Here is a 15,378-nt window from a genome sequence, read left to right as displayed (position 1 = left end):
GTACAGGGATGGCCCCGATGAGCGATTACCTCGATGCGCTGGTCGACTTCGTCGACAGCACCCGCCTCGACGACGTGCCGGCGGCTGCCCGCGCGCACCTGCATGCGATCTTCGCTGACACGCTGGTCGCATTCGCCGCCGGCATGCAGCAGCCCGAGATGAAGGCGCTGGCTGCGCGGCAACTGGCCGAGAGCGGTGGCGGGCACGCGATGATCGTAGGCACCGGCCAGCGCTGCGGTCCGATCGAGGCGGCGGCGCTCAATGCCACGGCTGGCTGCTGGCTGGAGATCGACGAAGGCAACCTCGAGGCGAACGGCCACCCCGGCATCCAGGTGCTGCCGGCCGCCCTGGCGGTGGCGCAGCAGCGCGGCGCCTCGGGCAGGGCCTTCCTCGAAGCCTGCGCGATCGGCTACGAAGTGGCCGGGCGCATCGGCAGCGCCTGCGACCAGCGCATGATCGTGCATCCGCACGGCACCTACGGGGTGGTCGGCGCGGCGGTGGCGGTGGCGAAACTGTGCGGGCTGCCGCGCGCGCGGATGCGCGAACTGATCAGCCTCGCCGGGTCGTCGCCGCTGGCCGGCAACCGGATGACGATGAAGGACGGTGCCACGCTGCGCAACTGGTACGCCGCGCACAGTGCGCAGATGGGCCAGATGGCGGTGCGCCTGATTGAGGCCGGATTCACGGCGCCCTACGATGGCCTGGCACCGACCTGCAACCAGATCCTGTTCGACAATTTCCGGCCCGACACCGTGGTCGCCGGGCTGGGACGGCGCTGGCTGCTGGGCGACGGGTACATCAAGCTCTATCCGTGCGGGCGTCCGGTGCATGCCGCGATCGACGCGCTGCGCGATGCGCTGGCCCGGGCGCCGCGGCCGGTGCTGCCTGCCGATGTCGCGCGCATCGAGGTGCGCGCGTTCCAGTTCGCGGCCTTCCTCAACCGCACCGACATCCGCAATGCGTTCGCGACGCGCTTCTCGACGCCATTCGCGCTGGCCAGCGTGCTGTTCCATGGCAGCCACGGCCTCGAGTGCTTCGACGAGGCGGCCGCCGCCAACCCGGTGATCCTCGACCTCGCGCGTCGGGTCGACCTCACCGAAGACGCCGGCTACACCGCGGCCTGGCCGAGGCGGCAGCCGTGCGACGTGGTGCTGGTGATGAACGACGGCAGCCGGCTCGCCGGCCATTGCGAGGTGATGCGCGGCGAGCCATCGAACCCGGTCGACCGCGCCGAGTTCCACGCGAAGTTCATGGCGATCGGTACGCCGATCTGGGGCGAGGCGATGGCCGGGCGCATCCATGCAGCGGCGCTCGCAGTGGACGAGACTGCCGACATGCGTGGCTTCGCCGGCAGCCCGGGCATTTGATCGCACGGTGCCGCGACCCGTTGCGGACCCTATAATCGCGTCCCCTCAACGCGGCGCCCGATACGAATGAACACGCTGCCCGATCCGCGGCGCTACCCGCCCCGCGGAGCACCCGACCGTCTGCTGGAGCTTGCCCGGTCCTCGCTGGCCACCGGCGACCCGATCGCCCGGTCGGTGCACAACGACGTGCTGCTGTCGGCGATCCGCGCCTGCCACGCGGCCGGCGACGAGGCCGTCGTGGCCACCGCACTGGCGGCGGCCAGTTCGGCCGAAGAGTACGCATGCCTGGCGCAGCGCGCGGCCGAGGCGGCCGAGGTACCGCTGACGACTGGCGAGATCGGCGCGCGCCTGTTCGCGCTGCCGCTGGTGGTGGTGGCCGGCGGCCGAGAGGGCGCGACCCTCGGTGGCGCGCTGCCTGACATCGATGCGGTCACCGCGCTGCTGTCCGAGCATTCGGCGCTGGGCGATGTCCAGCGCTACTCGCTCGGCAACGCCCTGTGCGCGGTCGAGCGCATCGAGGCCATTGCACCGGCCGAACTGGCGCGTGCCGATGTCGACACGCTGGCCCGGCTCGCACCGGGTTTCGAGCCGGCACCGATCGTGCTGCCCTCGGCGGACGAATCGGTGCACCTGCGTTTCCTGGTCGGGGTCGCCTGGGTTAGCAGCGAGGCGAAGCGATGGATCGGCCCGCGCGATCCTGTCGGCAAGTGGGCGGTGCCGCTCACCCATGCGGTCGCCGCCCAGATGGCACAACCGAATGTCACCGTGCTGCCGCTCCCCCGGCCGCCGCTGCCGCTCGCACAGGCAGCGGCGGCCGGGCGTGCCGCGGCGGCCGAGATCGCCTTCCAGCTGTTCGTCGGCGGTGCCCTGCGCCGCGCACGCGCTGGCGTCGGCGAGCCGACGGTGATCGTGGCCGCCCATCGTGCCGACGATTCCGTGGCGGGCGCGACGGGCGAGGTGCGGGTGACATTCTCCTCGCCGTTCGACGACGCGATGTGCGAGGCATGGCGCTGGCCACTCGGTCCTGCCGATGACATCGGCGCGATCTCCACGGCGATCACCGGGCTGCTCGCCGAATGCCGGGTCGACGGCGTGGTGCTGGTGCCCGAGGTGCAACCGGATCGTCATCCGGCGCGGCCGCACGAGCGGCTGCTGCTCACGCATGCCCACCTCGATGCCGGCGATGGCGGGTCCGCACAGGCGCGCACCAGCAGTCACTGAGTGTCGGTGCGGTCTTGCCACCGGGCGGGAACGCCCGGCAGGATCGCGGACGAAGCCGCGCGCGCACATCCGGCGCGTTGGTCGCGCATACTTCCACCCGACGTCCTTCACGTGTCCAATGCAGCAAGTCTGCCGGAGTCGTACCGTGCCTGAACGAAACAGCCTCCTCGATCGCATCCTGAACGCGGTCCGCGCGCCCGGAAAGCCGGTGCGGCGTGCAGCCGTGCCGATGCTGGCGGCGCTGTCTGTCCTGCTGTCGCTGGGCACGCCGCCTGCCATCGCGCAGCCGGAGACGTCCGAGGGTTACTTCAAGCGCGCGCTCCAGTACACCGCTCAACTGCGCACGGTGGTCACGCTGCCGTTCGAAGGCGACCGCAAGGGCGCGATGCGCGGGGCCGGCTTCCTGGTCGACGCCGAGCGTGGCTGGATCATGACCAACTCGCACGTGGTGTCCGGCTCGCAGGCGCTGGTACAGGTCGCCTTTGCCGACAACGAGTTCATGGATGCGCGCCGCGTGTATGTCGACCCGTTCCTCGACCTTGCCATCGTGCAGGTCGATCCGGCGCGCACGAAGGGTATCCCGGTGCCTGCGCTCGAGTGCGACCGCATGCCGCAGGTCGGTCACCCGGTCGGCGCCTTCGGCCACCCGTGGGGGCTGCGCTACACGGGTACGCGCGGCATCATCTCTGGCATCACCGCGCGTTTCGAGTTCGAGGTGCTGCAGACCGATGCGCCGATCAACCAGGGCAATTCCGGCGGTCCGCTGATCAGCATGGAGAACGGCCGCATCGTCGCCATCAACACGATGACGATCCGCGGCGCGCAGAACACCAACTTCGCGATTTCCTCGGTGTATGCCTGCCGCATCCTGCGCCTGCTGCAGCAGGGGAGCGACCCGAGCCCGCCCGAGATGACCTGGGTCACCTTCCGCGACGTGGACGAGCGGCGGCTGCTGCGCATTGCGCGCAACTTCGCACCGGCCGGGCTGGCCCTGGAGCCCGGCGACGTGGTGCGTGGCGTGGTCGGTGTGATGGAGCGTATCGACAACGACACGCAACTGGTGCATGCGCTGCGCGGCCGCCTCGACGGCTTCCGGCTGAACGTCGTGCGCGGCGGCAAGGAGATCGAACTGGCCGGCCGGCTGTCGCCGGCGGCGCGGGTGATGGAGCGGCGCGGCATCCTGGTCGGCGGCGTGCTGATTTCCGAGTCGCGCTATCGCGATGGCCCGGATGTCGGCGCGCCGCTGCTGGTCGTGCACCATGTCGAACCCGGGTCGCCCGGCCAGTCGGCGGAAATCGGACCGGGTGACCTGATCGAGGCGGTTGCCGGTCGGCCTGTGCGTTCTCTGGACGAACTGGCCAGCGCACTCGTCGAGCATGGCAAGACGCGCCGGGTGGCGCCTGTGGTGCTGCGCCGCCTCGGCGGTGGCCAGCGCGCCTACTTCAGCTTTCTGGAGCGACCGATGCCGCTGGCCGGCATGCAGCTGGTCGACCTCGCCCGCGACGACTGAGCTCGGGGTCAGACCCCAGGGGTCGCGGGGATGTCGTCGGGCTGCTGGATGCCGATCAACGCTGCAACATGGTCGGCCAGGGCCATCGACGAGGTCAGCCCGGGTGACTCGATGCCGAACAGGTTGACCAGGCCCGGGATGCCGTGGGTTTCGACGCCGTGGACCACGAAGTCGGCGGGCGGCTCACCCGGCCCGGTGATCTTTGCGCGGATGCCGGTGTAGTCTGGCGTCAGTGCGCCGTCCTTCAGCCCCGGATAGTAGCGGCGGATCGCCTCGTAGAACGCCGGTTCGAGCGAATGGTCGAACCGGTAGTCGATGCCGTCGATCCAGTTGAAGTCGGGCCCGAACTTGACCCGGCCGCTGAGGTCGACGGTGACATGCACGCCGAGCCAGTCGCTGCGCGCGACCGGATACACCAGCCGCGAGAAGGGTGCCTTGCCCGAGAGCGCGAAGTAGTGGCCGATCGCATAGTGCGTCGGCGGCACCGTGTGCGCCGGTACGCCGGTGATGCGCGCGGCCAGTTGCGGTGCGGTCAGGCCGGCGGCGTTGATCACCGTGCCGCAGTCGATCGACATCGGCTCGCTGCCGCCGACATCGAGGGTGATGAAATCGCCGTTCGCCCGGCCGCCCTCGACCGGGCTGTTGAACACGCAGGTCGCCCCCGCGTTCTCGGCGTCGCCCTGCAGCGCGAGCATCAGCGAGTGGCTGTCGATGATGCCGGAGGACGGCGAGTGCACGGCCGCCGCGAAGATCACCTCGGGCTCCATCTCGCGCGCTTCCTCGACCGACACCCAGCGCAGGTCGTCGACCCCGTTCTGTTCGGCCTGCGCCTTGTACTTCGCGAGCTGCGGCGCCTGGTCTTCGTGGGTGGCGACGATCAGCTTGCCGATGCGCTGGTGCGGGATCCCGCGCTCACGGCAATAGCGGTACAGCTTGTGGCGCCCCTGCACGCAGACCTTCGCCTTCAGCGAGCCCGGCGGGTAATAGATGCCCGCGTGGATGACTTCGGAATTGCGCGAACTCGCGCCGTTGCCGATGCCGTCGGTGGCCTCCAGCACCAGCACGTCTCGCCCCGCCATCGCCAGCCGGCGTGCGATCGCCAACCCGACCACTCCGGCCCCGACCACCACGCAATCGACCCGCTCCGCCATCCGCCCTGTCTCCGGCTCTGCCTGCGATCGAACGAGTGTAAGGCAAAATCCGCTGATGACTTCCGCACCCGGATCCGCCTGGGACGACCGCTTCGCGACCCGTTCGCCGATGTTCGAGCCCTATCGGCCGGTGGCAGCCCGCTGGCACGGATACCCCGCCTTCCCCACGCGCGACGCAATGGCCGCAGCCCTCTCGGCGGCAGGGCCCGTAGCCAATGCATCCGGACGGGTGCTGGTTGCCGGCAGCGTACCTGAGGACGGTGGTGCGCTCGCCTACGAGCGTTCGGTCTGGGCCGAGGGCGTGCTCGGGCTGCGCGCGCAGGACTGGCACGACCTGATGAACCTGCTGGTGTGGTGCGTGTTCCCGACGACGAAGGCGCGCCTGAACGCCGGCCATGTGGCGGAAGGCGCCGGTATCGCCGGTGCGGGGGAGGCTGGTACTGCCTCCGCGCCGCTGCGCAACGCCCGGCGCGATGCCCTGACGCTGTTCGACGAGAACGGGCTGCTGGTGGCCAGCGCCGACCCGTCGCTGGTCGAGTTGCTGCGCGGCTTCCGCTGGCGCGAACTGTTCGTCGAGCGCCGCGCCGACGTCAGGCGATCGCTGCGCTTCCTGGTGTTCGGCCACGGTCTGCTCGACAAGGCACGATCGCCATTCATCGGGCTGACCGCGCATGCATGGGTGCTGGATGCACCCGAGGCGCTGCTGGGGCAGCCAACGCCCGCCATCGCCGCTGCCCTCGATAGCGAGCTTGCACTCGCTATCGACGGGCTGGCCAGCCCGCGCGACCTGGCGCCGCTGCCGGTGCTGGGCATTCCGGGCTGGTGGCCGGCCAACGATGCACCGGCGTTCTACGACGACGCCCGGTACTTTCGTCCCGGGCGCCGGACCTGAGGCGGTATCAGGCGACTTCCAGCACGATCTTGCCGATGTGCGCGCTGGTTTCCATCAGCGCATGGGCGTCGCAGGCGCGTGCCAGCGGGAACGTCGCGTGGATCACCGGCTTCACCCGCCCGGCAGCGACCAGCGGCCACACTTCGCGCTCGAGCGCGGCGGCGACCGAGGCCTTGAAGGCGTTGTCGCGCGGGCGCAGCGTGGAGCCGGTCATCGTCAGCCGGCGCCGCATCAGTTCGTTCAGGTCGACCGTCGCCTTCATCCCGCCCAGGAAGGCGATGAACACCAGCCTGCCGCCATCTGCGAGCGACTTCAGTTCCTTGCCGACGTAGTCGCCGCCGACCATGTCGAGGATGACATCCACCCCGCGTCCGCCGGTGACCTCCTTGACCACCGCCTCGAAGTCCTCGGTGCGGTAGTTGATCGCCCGGGACGCGCCGATCTGCTCGCAGGCCGCGCATTTCTCGGCGCTGCCTGCGGTCGCGAACACCTGGTGGCCGCGCGCCGCGGCGATCTGGATCGCCGTGGTGCCGATGCCGCTCGAGCCGCCCTGAACCATGAACGACTCGCCCGGCGACAACTGGCCCCGGTCGAACACGTTGCTCCAGACGGTGAAGAAGGTCTCGGGGATCGCAGCCGCTTCCACCATCGACAGCCCGGCCGGCACTGGCAGTACGCTGCCCGCCGGTGCCAGGCAGTAGGTGGCATAGCCGCCACCGTTTGTCAGCGCACAGACGCTATCGCCCACCTTCCAGCGGGTGACGTCCGCGGCGACCGCGGCGACTACGCCGGCTACTTCCAGGCCTGGCAGGTCACTGGCCCCCGGTGGTACCGGATAGCGGCCGATCCGTTGCAGCACGTCGGGCCGGTTGACCCCGGCGGCATGGACCTGGATCAGCACTTCGCCGGAGGCGGGCACCGGCATCGGGCGGCGTGCCGGCTTCAGTACGTCGGGGGCGCCCGGCGTCGTGATCTCGATGCAGTCGAACTCGGCCGGCAGGGAGGGTGTCTGTGCAGTCATGGCGGTATGGCTCGGTGGGGATCGGGGAGAGGTGGAGGGAGGCTACCGGACCAGGTGTGCGCGCACCTCGTCCGACCGGTCCCAGAAGTTCGGAATCTGCGCGCTGGAGTAGCCCGACACGAAGGGCTTCTCGACGCCGGTCTCGGGTTCGTACACATGGCGTCTCACGCCGCCGATGTTCGCACCGTACACATGGATGCTGATCGACGGACGGTCTGGCAGGGCGTTGCTCACTTCATGGATGTCGCCCTCGCGCGGCGACAGCAGGTCTATGTGTCCCTGCTCCAGCCGTTGGCTGTCGCCGACGATCAGCGGTTCGCCGGCGCCCGCCCGTGCATAGCGGCGCGAATGCTCGGCACCGCGCAGCACGCCGACCATGCCCCAGGTCCCGTGGTCATGGACCGGCGTGCGTTGGCCGGGCCCCCACACGAAGCTGACCACCGAAAAGCGCTCTAGCGCATCGCAGTGCAGGAGGTACTGCTGGTAGTACTTCGGGTGCGGACGTGCCGCTTCTTCGGGCAGCCAGTCGTCGGTGCCGATCAGGCGGGCGAGCAGGACCGCGCCACGGTCGAGCAGCAGGTCTTCATCGGGAATCGCGGTACCGGCGCCGGTGTCGAACAGCCGGGTGAAGTCCGCAACGAAGGTGCGGAACCGCTGGTGATTCTTCATCGATCGACTCGCATGCGTCTGGGCGGAAGGGCCCGAATGGTAACGCCGGGCGGCGGCCGATGACATCGAGGCGCATGCCAGGGTCGAGTCGCTCGACATCGAAGCGGTCGCCCAGGGCATCCGGACGACACGGCATCCGCTCTTGCCGGAGCTGCGTGCGCTGCAGCATCCGTGACTTCCGGATCAAGGCAAACGGCTGCGTTGCCGGCCGACGGCGCAGGATACGCTCGACACCGGCACGGAGCTGCATTTGCGCGAGGCGCGCGCCCTTTTCCGGCGCGACCTGGAAGGTCGAATGGAAGGGGTTGCCCGAGATCTGCATGGGCGTCGGCGCCATGCTGGACCAGATGAAGACCGTGCTCGCGGGGCTGGTGGTCGACGTCAGGCGGCTGCGCTCGAGCCTGGACGACCTGCATCGGCCTCGCACCGTTCATCGTCGACCGGATGCTGGCATGCGTGTGTGCATCCGGCGGGCTGGAAAGGTGAGGTAAGGTAGGGGAAAGGTGCAACCGGGATACTGGTGGGTGACGGTTTTTCCGGGTGCGGCAGGCACGCTGCGGCGCAGCATCGAAAGGTGGGAAGACCCCTAGCCGGAGGCCGGTACACCTGTGGTAACGTTGCGCACTTTTCGCTCGGGCCGTGCCCTGCGCGGCGGCTGCCGGACGCTTCCGCAGCGGGATGTTCCAGTACGGCCGAAAGGTGAGTACGCCAACGGTTCAGAAGGTATGGCCGAAGGTGGAGGATTCAAGATCAGAGCGATGCAGTCACAATCGCCTTTCCGAACGATTCGCGGCAAATCATGTAACGGAGGGATCAAATGGGTGCGTTCAAATTCCGGTCCAACCACCAGGATTTCTGGGCCGGCGTCATGTTTCTCGGCCTGGGTATCCTGGCCGTCTACCTGTCGAAGGACTATCCGCTCGGCCGGGCGATGCGCATGGGACCGGGTTACTTCCCGACCTACCTCGGCTGGGCAATGATCATCATCGGTGGGATCGTCGGCGGCCGCTCCTTCTTCAAGGATCCCGGCCCCGAAGACGTCACCACCAAGTGGGCAGTCGTCCCGCTGGCCCTGATGCCCGCCTCGGTAGCCGTATTCGCGCTGCTGATCGACACGGTAGGCCTGGTGATCGCGGTGCTGTCGATGCTGGTCCTGGCCAACGCATCGATCAGGAACTTCCGCCCGATCGAGTTCACCGTCAACTTCGTCGTGCTGCTGTGCATCGCGATCTTCGTGTTCCAGAAGGGCCTTGGCGTCCCGTTCCATACGTTCTGGGAGGAAAGTCTGGGCAAGGCACTCGGCGAACTGTTCAGCCTGATTATTCACCCGCTTCGCCTCATGTTCGGGAGCTGATCGAATGGAATTCTTCAACGACATTTTCGGCAACCTGATCATGGGTTTCGGGGTTGCCGTGAGCCTCGAGAACCTGCTGTACTGCTTCGTCGGCTGCCTGCTGGGCACGCTGGTGGGCGTGCTTCCGGGTATCGGCCCCGTTGCGGCCATCGCGCTGCTGCTGCCCACCACGTTCTCGCTGCCGCCGGTCGGCGCGATGATCATGCTGGCCGGCATCTACTACGGCGCGGCCTACGGTGGCTCGACCACCGCAGTGCTGGTCAACCTGCCTGGCGAGTCGTCGTCCGTGGTGACCTGTCTCGATGGCCACGCGATGGCCAAGAACGGGCGTGCGGGTCATGCGCTCGCGGTCTCGGCGATCGGTTCGTTCTTCGCTGGCACGGTCTGCACGCTGATCATCGCGTTCGCCGCACCGCCGCTGGCCGAGATCGCACTGAAGTTCGGGGCGCCCGAGTACTTCTCGCTGATGGTGTTCGGCCTGATCGCCTCGGCGGTGCTTGCGCGCGGTTCGCTGCTCAAGGCCCTGGGCATGATCGTCGTCGGCCTGCTGTTCGGCATCATCGGCACCGACGTGAACTCGGGCATGTCGCGCTTCACCTTCGGCCTGCCGGGCCTGTCCGACGGTATCGGCTTCGTGGTGATCGCAATGGCCTTCTTCGGCCTGGGCGAGATCATCAAGAACCTCGAGACGCCGGACGACCAGCGGCAGGTGTTCACCGACAAGGTGAGTGGTCTGATGCCGCGATGGGTCGACATCAAGGACTCGTCGGGTGCGATCGTGCGTGGCACCGCAATCGGAGCGTTCTTCGGCACGCTGCCCGGCACCGGTCCTGTGGTGGCTTCGTTCGCCAGCTATGCGGTCGAGAAGAAGGTCGCCAAGGACAACTCGCAGTTCGGCCATGGTGACATCCGTGGGGTTGCAGGTCCGGAGTCGGCGAACAACGCCGCCGCCCAGACCGCGTTCATCCCGACCCTGACCCTGGGTATCCCGGGTTCCGGCACGATGGCACTGATGCTCGGCGCGCTGATGATCCAGGGTATCGCCCCGGGTCCGCAGGTGATGACTGCGCGTCCTGACCTGTTCTGGGGTCTGATCGCCTCGATGTGGGTCGGCAACCTGATGCTGGTGATCCTGAACCTGCCGCTGATCGGCATGTGGGTGCAGCTGTTGAAAGTGCCTTACCGCATGCTGTTCCCGGCGATCCTGCTGTTCATGTGCATCGGTACCTACAGCCTGAACAACAGCATCCAGGATCCGCTGCTGATGGCGTTCTTCGGGGTGGTCGGCTACGCGTTCATGAAGTTCGGCTGCGAGCCGGCACCGATGCTGCTGGGCTTCATCCTCGGGCCGCTGATGGAAGAGAACCTGCGCCGCGCCCTGCTGATCTCGCGTGGCGACCCGACGGTCTTCTTAACGCGTCCGATCAGCCTGGCGTTCCTGGTGCTGGCCGCCGCATCGCTGCTGATCGTCGTCCTTCCCGCGGTCCGGAAGAAACGCGACGAGGCATTCCAGGGCGACGAGTAACAGCGTCCCTGGCGGAAACAACCCGGAGCCCGAAAGGCCTCCGGGTTTTTTCTTGCCTGTCGTCCGCGCGGTCTTTCGATCCGGCGCGCCTGCGGCGACAATAGCGGCATTCGAAGAATGCCCGCTTTACCGGAGGAGCAACCATGAACACATCCAAGCCACGCGCCTCGTCCTCGCGCGCGGTGATCCTGGGCCGCGCATGCCTGTGCACGGCGCTGGTGCTGCCAGTGTCGCCGGTGCTGGCGCAGTCGACGGCAAAGCCTGCAGGGGAAGGCGCAGCCTGGCCCACCCGGCCGCTGCGCATGATCGTAGCCTCCGCTCCGGGCGGGCCGTCTGACCTCATCGCCCGGCTGGTCGGACCACAGCTCACCGAGGCATCTGGCCAGCCGGTGGTGATCGACCATCGCTCCGGGGCGAACGGCATGATCGCCGGCGAGCTCACCGCGAAATCCGATCCCGATGGCCACACCTTCCTGCTGGCCAATGCCGGCTTCGTGATCAACAGCGTGCTCTACACGAAGGTGCCGTACGACCCCATCCGCGAGTTCACGCCGATCTCGCTCGCGGTCTCGGTACCGAACATCCTGGTGGTGCATCCGAACGTCGCGGCGAAGACGGTCGCCGACCTGGTCGCGCTGGCGAAGGCGAAGCCGGGGACGATCGCGGTCGCGTCGGCCGGCGGCGGCAGTTCCGGACACCTGGCACTGGCGCTGTTCCAGCAGCTGTCGGGCACTGAGATGATCCACGTCCCGTTCAAGGGCGGTGGTCCTGCGCTGGCCGACGTGATGGGCGGTCAGACCCAGGCGATCTTCAGCATCTCGGTCACCTCGCATCCGATCATCAAGGCCGGGCGGGTGCGGCCGCTCGGGGTCACCAGCCTGAAGCGGCTGTCGGCGTTCCCCGACCTGCCGACCATCTCGGAATCCGGCTTCAAGGGCTACGAGGTCACCGGCTGGTTCGGCTTCGTGGCCCCGGTGAAGACACCACGCAGCGTCGTGCAGCGACTCAATGCGGCGGTGGTGCAGTCGGTGCGTATGCCGGAATTGCAGGAGCGCCTGGGCAACCAGGGCGCGGAACTCGTCGGCAGCACGCCTGAGGCCTTCGGCGCCTACCTGAAGAGCGAACAGGCAAAGTGGGCGAAGGTGATCCGGCAGGCCGGCATCAAGGCAGACTAGCGGCTGCGCGCAACACGGCGTGCAGCTACGGCCGCATCGGGCGGCTTCGAGAAACCAGGAAGACAGCGCGAAGGGGAAGTACACGTGGCAAGAGCAAAGGGTATCCGGCAGGTGGCCTGGCATGACTGCGCCGGCGGCGGGCAGGTGGTTGTCGAACGCGGCATCGCCTACATCGGGCATATGCGCAACCCGCACGGCACCTCGATCGTCGACGTGCGTGACCCGCGCCATCCGAAGCTGCTGGCCGAACTGAAGATGCCGCCCGCCACCCACTCGCACAAGGTGCGCGTCGGCAACGGCATCATGATCACCAACCGTGAGACGCTGTCGAACCGGGCAGTGCGCGACGAGAAGCTGCCTGAGGGTTACCGCGGCGGCGTCAGCATCCATGACATCAGTGATCCGGCGAAGCCGAAGCACATCCTCGACTGGGATTGCACCCACGTGCCCGACGGCGGGCCGGCCAGTGGCGTGCATCGCTTCGACTTCGACGGTCGCTACGCCTACCTGTCGCCGACGATGGATGGCTATGTCGGCAACATCATGGTCGCGCTCGATCTGGCGGACCCTGCGAAGCCAGTGGAAGCAGGGCGCTGGTGGGTGCCAGGCCAATGGGCCGCGGGCGGCGAGACCCCGACCTGGGACGGCTGGGCGCACCGCATCCATCATTCGCTTCGCTACGATAACCGCCTGTACACGAGCCTGTGGCATGGCGGCTTCGCGATCCTCGACGTGGACGACCTGTCGAAGCCGACGTTCATCTCCGGCCTCGACTGGAGCCCGCCGTTCCCGTGGCCGACGCACAGCGCGGTGAAGGTACCGTTCAAGATCGACGGCCGCGACATGCTGGTCGTCGCCGACGAGGACGTCTCGCGCATGCCGGGCTGCCCGCCTTACCCGGCGGCCTTCCTCTGGATGGTGGATGTCACCGACGAGAAGCATCCGGTACAGTTCTCGAGCTTCCAGCTCGACGACATGCCGCCGGGCGAGCAGCCGCAGATGACCGGCTGCCACCAGCCGGTCGAGAAGATCACCGGCACCGAGGTGCCCTGCACCTGGTTCGCCAACGGCCTGCGCATCATCGACATCTCGCGCCCGCACGCAATGAAGGAAGTCGCGTACTTCGTGCCGGATCCGGCGCCGGGCGTCGACCGCATCAGCTCGAACGACATCTACGTCGACGAACGCGGGCTGATGTTCCTGATCGACCGGGTGCGCGGACTGCACATCCTCGAACGCACCTGACCAGAGTCAGACGAGCGGATCACATACCGAGGTCCGCCCCACGACTCTGGGGTCTGACCCCAGGGTCAGACCCCAGGGTCAGACCCCAGGGTCGTGGGGCGGTGCGCCTCAGCCTTCCCGGTTGCGCATCCAGTCAGCGGTGGTGAAGAACGCCTGCAGCAGGCGTTCCATCAGTGCGTCCTCGAGGCCGGAATCGAGCATCGCCCGTCCCATGCAGACCAGCCACTGGTCGCGCTCGGGTGTGGCGATCGCGTAGGGCAGGTGACGCGCGCGCAGCATCGGATGGCCGTGCTTCTCGATGTAGTACTGCGGACCGCCGAGCCAGCCGCAGAGGAACAGGAACAGCTTCTCGCGCGAGCCGGACAGATCGTCTGGATGAAGCTTGCGGATAGCGAAGAAATCCGGATCCGAGTCCATCAGGTCGTAGAAGCGGTCGGTGATCCGGCGCACCACCGGTTCGCCGCCGAGCAGGTCCCAGGCGCTCGGCTGCCCGTCGGTACCTTCGTCGCCCTGCGGTTTCGCGTCGCTTGTGTTGCTGTCGTTGCTGGCCACGGTGGTCGATGAGCGGGTCGGATTGCGGAACGCTTATTATCGCCGCTGGCGTACCCGCAGGAGAGTCCCGATGGAATACCGCAGGCTGGGCCGCAGCGGCCTGAGCGTCTCCGCCCTCTGCCTGGGCGCGATGAACTTCGGCGAACAGACCGACATGGCGACCGCGACGCGCATCTTCGAATCCGCGCGCGAGGCCGGCGTCAACTTCATCGACACCGCCGACAGCTATGCAGCCGGCGAGTCCGAGCGAATGGTCGGACGGCTGCTGGGTACGCGGCGCGACGAGTTCGTGCTCGCCACCAAGTTCGGCAACGCCTGGGGCAACGACCCGAACCGGCGTGGGCTGTCGCGCAAGTGGATCCTTCGTGCGATCGACGACAGCCTCGGACGCCTGAAGACCGACTATGTCGACGTCTGGTACCTGCACCGTGACGACCCGGAGACGCCACAGGAGGAGACCATCCTCGCGCTGGGCGACGTGATCCGTTCGGGCAAGGTGCGCTACATCGGCCTCTCTAACCTGTCGGTATGGCGCATGCTCCGCTTCATCCACCATTGCGAGAAACTGGGCGTGCCGCGGCCGGTGGTGTGTTCGCCGTACTACAACGCGATGAACCGCATGGCCGAGGTGGAACTGATCCCGGCCTGCGTCGATGCCGGCCTGGGCGTCGTGCCGTATAGCCCGATCGCACGTGGTGTGCTGTCCGGCCGCTATGCACCCGGACAGCCGGTGCCCGCCGATTCCCGCGTTGGCCGCAACGATGCGCGGATCATGCAGACCGAGTACCGGAAGGAATCGGTCGAGATCGCTCAGCAGGTGGTGGCGCATGCGCAGTCGCGCGGGATCAATGCAGCGCAGTACGCGGTGAACTGGGTACTCGCCAACCGCTGCGTGTCGTCGGTGCTGGCCGGCCCGCGCACGCTCGAGCACTGGGAGGACTACCTTGCCGCGCTCGACTATCGCTGGTCGGCCGAGGACGAGGCGCTGATCGACCAGTACGTGAAACCAGGCCATCCGTCGACGCCGGGCTTCACCGATCCGAAATTCCCGGTCGGAGGCAGGCGCCTCGGTTGACTGGCGCAGGCGCCGCTCAGAGGTACAGCACCGCCGGGAACACCGCCACCGCCAGCACGAGTACCAGCCACTGGAGGTTGTTGCGCGCCAGCCATCCGGTGAAATGGAGTACCAGTACGATGATCGCGAAGACGTAGAAGAGGGCGAAGGCCATTGCGTGAGGCGGTCCCGGTTCGCGTGGGGATGGCCGGCAGGCGCGGATGGGATGCAATGCCGACGTCGAGATTCGCGAATTGTTGCATCACCTCGCGGTAATGTCGAATCGTTACTTTGCGCGGAACGTGCCCGGATACATGCACCGGGCTGCCGGGATCTTCGACGATGGTGCCCGGACACACGCACCGGGCTGCCGGTTCCGCTCGTGTCCCCCGCCGCCGGGCGCGCGTGCGCCCGACGGCTCCTCCTTTACCTCGCTCCACCGGCAGCCCGGTGCGCGTGTCTGCTCCACCACCGTGCCTTGTTGAGAGGTGAGGATGGGCTGGTGCGACGACACGGCGGTCTGGTGCCGCCGGGCGGTTGTGCGGTTCCTCTCTCACCACAGCACCTGCGCGGATCGAGGCGAGGGGCTACCTGGCGGAGCGAGGTAAAGGAGGAGCCTCCGGGCGCGGCAGCGCCCGGAGG

14 protein-coding genes are annotated in these 15,378 nt (G+C 67.8%); 9 read left to right on the top strand and 5 right to left on the bottom strand.

Annotated features, from left to right (window positions below):
• The first annotated feature begins 17 nt into the window (after window positions 1–17).
• The 3 genes from ING98_18835 to ING98_18825 all read left to right on the top strand — a co-directional run bounded on the left by ING98_18835 (window position 18) and on the right by ING98_18825 (window position 4,098).
• Window positions 18–1,367, top strand: coding sequence for an MmgE/PrpD family protein (locus ING98_18835; GenBank protein MCA3103928.1), 1,350 nt, complete (start codon window positions 18–20; stop codon window positions 1,365–1,367).
• Window positions 1,368–1,433: 66 nt separating this feature from the next.
• Window positions 1,434–2,588, top strand: coding sequence for a hypothetical protein (locus ING98_18830; protein ID MCA3103927.1), 1,155 nt, complete (start codon window positions 1,434–1,436; stop codon window positions 2,586–2,588).
• Window positions 2,589–2,733: 145 nt separating this feature from the next.
• A complete protein-coding gene (locus ING98_18825) occupies window positions 2,734–4,098 on the top strand; it encodes a trypsin-like peptidase domain-containing protein (GenBank protein MCA3103926.1) in 1,365 nt (454 codons plus the stop codon).
• 8 nt (window positions 4,099–4,106) lie between these two features.
• On the opposite strand, the gene ING98_18820 is transcribed toward ING98_18825, so the two are convergent.
• On the bottom strand, window positions 4,107–5,249 hold the full coding sequence (locus tag ING98_18820; GenBank protein ID MCA3103925.1) for an NAD(P)/FAD-dependent oxidoreductase: 1,143 nt from the start codon (window positions 5,247–5,249) through the stop codon (window positions 4,107–4,109).
• Between the two features lie 55 nt (window positions 5,250–5,304).
• Between ING98_18820 and ING98_18815 the strand changes: the two genes are divergently transcribed.
• A complete protein-coding gene (locus tag ING98_18815; GenBank protein ID MCA3103924.1) occupies window positions 5,305–6,141 on the top strand; it encodes a DUF3025 domain-containing protein in 837 nt (278 codons plus the stop codon).
• 7 nt (window positions 6,142–6,148) lie between these two features.
• Here the strand turns inward: ING98_18815 and ING98_18810 are convergent, their stop codons facing one another.
• Window positions 6,149–7,162, bottom strand: a complete 1,014-nt coding sequence (locus ING98_18810; GenBank protein ID MCA3103923.1) for an NAD(P)H-quinone oxidoreductase — start codon at window positions 7,160–7,162, stop codon at window positions 6,149–6,151.
• 42 nt (window positions 7,163–7,204) lie between these two features.
• Window positions 7,205–7,831: a cysteine dioxygenase gene (locus ING98_18805; protein ID MCA3103922.1), complete on the bottom strand. Its 627-nt coding sequence runs from the start codon at window positions 7,829–7,831 to the stop codon at window positions 7,205–7,207.
• 817 nt (window positions 7,832–8,648) lie between these two features.
• On the opposite strand from ING98_18805, the gene ING98_18800 reads away from it, so the two are divergent.
• The 4 genes from ING98_18800 (at window position 8,649) to ING98_18785 (ending at window position 13,130) form a co-directional block, all read left to right on the top strand.
• On the top strand, window positions 8,649–9,185 hold the full coding sequence (locus ING98_18800) for a tripartite tricarboxylate transporter TctB family protein (GenBank protein MCA3103921.1): 537 nt from the start codon (window positions 8,649–8,651) through the stop codon (window positions 9,183–9,185).
• A 40-nt stretch (window positions 9,186–9,225) separates the two neighbouring features.
• Window positions 9,226–10,710, top strand: coding sequence for a tripartite tricarboxylate transporter permease (locus ING98_18795; protein ID MCA3103920.1), 1,485 nt, complete (start codon window positions 9,226–9,228; stop codon window positions 10,708–10,710).
• A gap of 143 nt (window positions 10,711–10,853) precedes the next feature.
• Window positions 10,854–11,885 (top strand): tripartite tricarboxylate transporter substrate binding protein, encoded by a 1,032-nt coding sequence (locus tag ING98_18790; protein ID MCA3103919.1) that lies wholly within the window; start codon window positions 10,854–10,856, stop codon window positions 11,883–11,885.
• Window positions 11,886–11,969: 84 nt separating this feature from the next.
• Window positions 11,970–13,130, top strand: a complete 1,161-nt coding sequence (locus tag ING98_18785; protein ID MCA3103918.1) for a hypothetical protein — start codon at window positions 11,970–11,972, stop codon at window positions 13,128–13,130.
• Between the two features lie 108 nt (window positions 13,131–13,238).
• On the opposite strand, the gene ING98_18780 is transcribed toward ING98_18785, so the two are convergent.
• Window positions 13,239–13,682, bottom strand: a complete 444-nt coding sequence (locus tag ING98_18780; protein ID MCA3103917.1) for a group II truncated hemoglobin — start codon at window positions 13,680–13,682, stop codon at window positions 13,239–13,241.
• A gap of 70 nt (window positions 13,683–13,752) precedes the next feature.
• Between ING98_18780 and ING98_18775 the strand changes: the two genes are divergently transcribed.
• Window positions 13,753–14,757 (top strand): aldo/keto reductase, encoded by a 1,005-nt coding sequence (locus ING98_18775; GenBank protein ID MCA3103916.1) that lies wholly within the window; start codon window positions 13,753–13,755, stop codon window positions 14,755–14,757.
• 16 nt (window positions 14,758–14,773) lie between these two features.
• On the opposite strand, the gene ING98_18770 is transcribed toward ING98_18775, so the two are convergent.
• Window positions 14,774–14,911, bottom strand: a complete 138-nt coding sequence (locus tag ING98_18770) for a hypothetical protein (GenBank protein ID MCA3103915.1) — start codon at window positions 14,909–14,911, stop codon at window positions 14,774–14,776.
• Between the last annotated feature and the right edge of the window lie 467 nt (window positions 14,912–15,378).

This window comes from Rhodocyclaceae bacterium (assembly GCA_020248265.1).
In the GTDB taxonomy this organism is placed as follows: domain Bacteria; phylum Pseudomonadota; class Gammaproteobacteria; order Burkholderiales; family CAIKXV01; genus CAIKXV01.
The sequence above is the reverse complement of the archived record's forward strand: the minus strand, read 5'-3'. Positions and strand labels throughout refer to the sequence as shown.

Bases quoted from the DNA above. Each gene is read 5' to 3' on its own strand.
- ING98_18770 (MCA3103915.1), bottom strand. From the start codon at position 14,911: ATGGCCTTCGCCCTCTTCTACGTCTTCGCGATCATCGTACTGGTACTC.
- ING98_18800 (MCA3103921.1), top strand. From the start codon at position 8,649: ATGGGTGCGTTCAAATTCCGGTCCAACCACCAGGATTTCTGGGCCGGC.
- ING98_18835 (MCA3103928.1), top strand. From the start codon at position 18: ATGAGCGATTACCTCGATGCGCTGGTCGACTTCGTCGACAGCACCCGC.
- ING98_18790 (MCA3103919.1), top strand. From the start codon at position 10,854: ATGAACACATCCAAGCCACGCGCCTCGTCCTCGCGCGCGGTGATCCTG.
- ING98_18795 (MCA3103920.1), top strand. From the start codon at position 9,226: ATGGGTTTCGGGGTTGCCGTGAGCCTCGAGAACCTGCTGTACTGCTTC.
- ING98_18775 (MCA3103916.1), top strand. From the start codon at position 13,753: ATGGAATACCGCAGGCTGGGCCGCAGCGGCCTGAGCGTCTCCGCCCTC.
- ING98_18815 (MCA3103924.1), top strand. From the start codon at position 5,305: ATGACTTCCGCACCCGGATCCGCCTGGGACGACCGCTTCGCGACCCGT.
- ING98_18820 (MCA3103925.1), bottom strand. From the start codon at position 5,249: ATGGCGGAGCGGGTCGATTGCGTGGTGGTCGGGGCCGGAGTGGTCGGG.
- ING98_18805 (MCA3103922.1), bottom strand. From the start codon at position 7,831: ATGAAGAATCACCAGCGGTTCCGCACCTTCGTTGCGGACTTCACCCGG.
- ING98_18810 (MCA3103923.1), bottom strand. From the start codon at position 7,162: ATGACTGCACAGACACCCTCCCTGCCGGCCGAGTTCGACTGCATCGAG.
- ING98_18830 (MCA3103927.1), top strand. From the start codon at position 1,434: ATGAACACGCTGCCCGATCCGCGGCGCTACCCGCCCCGCGGAGCACCC.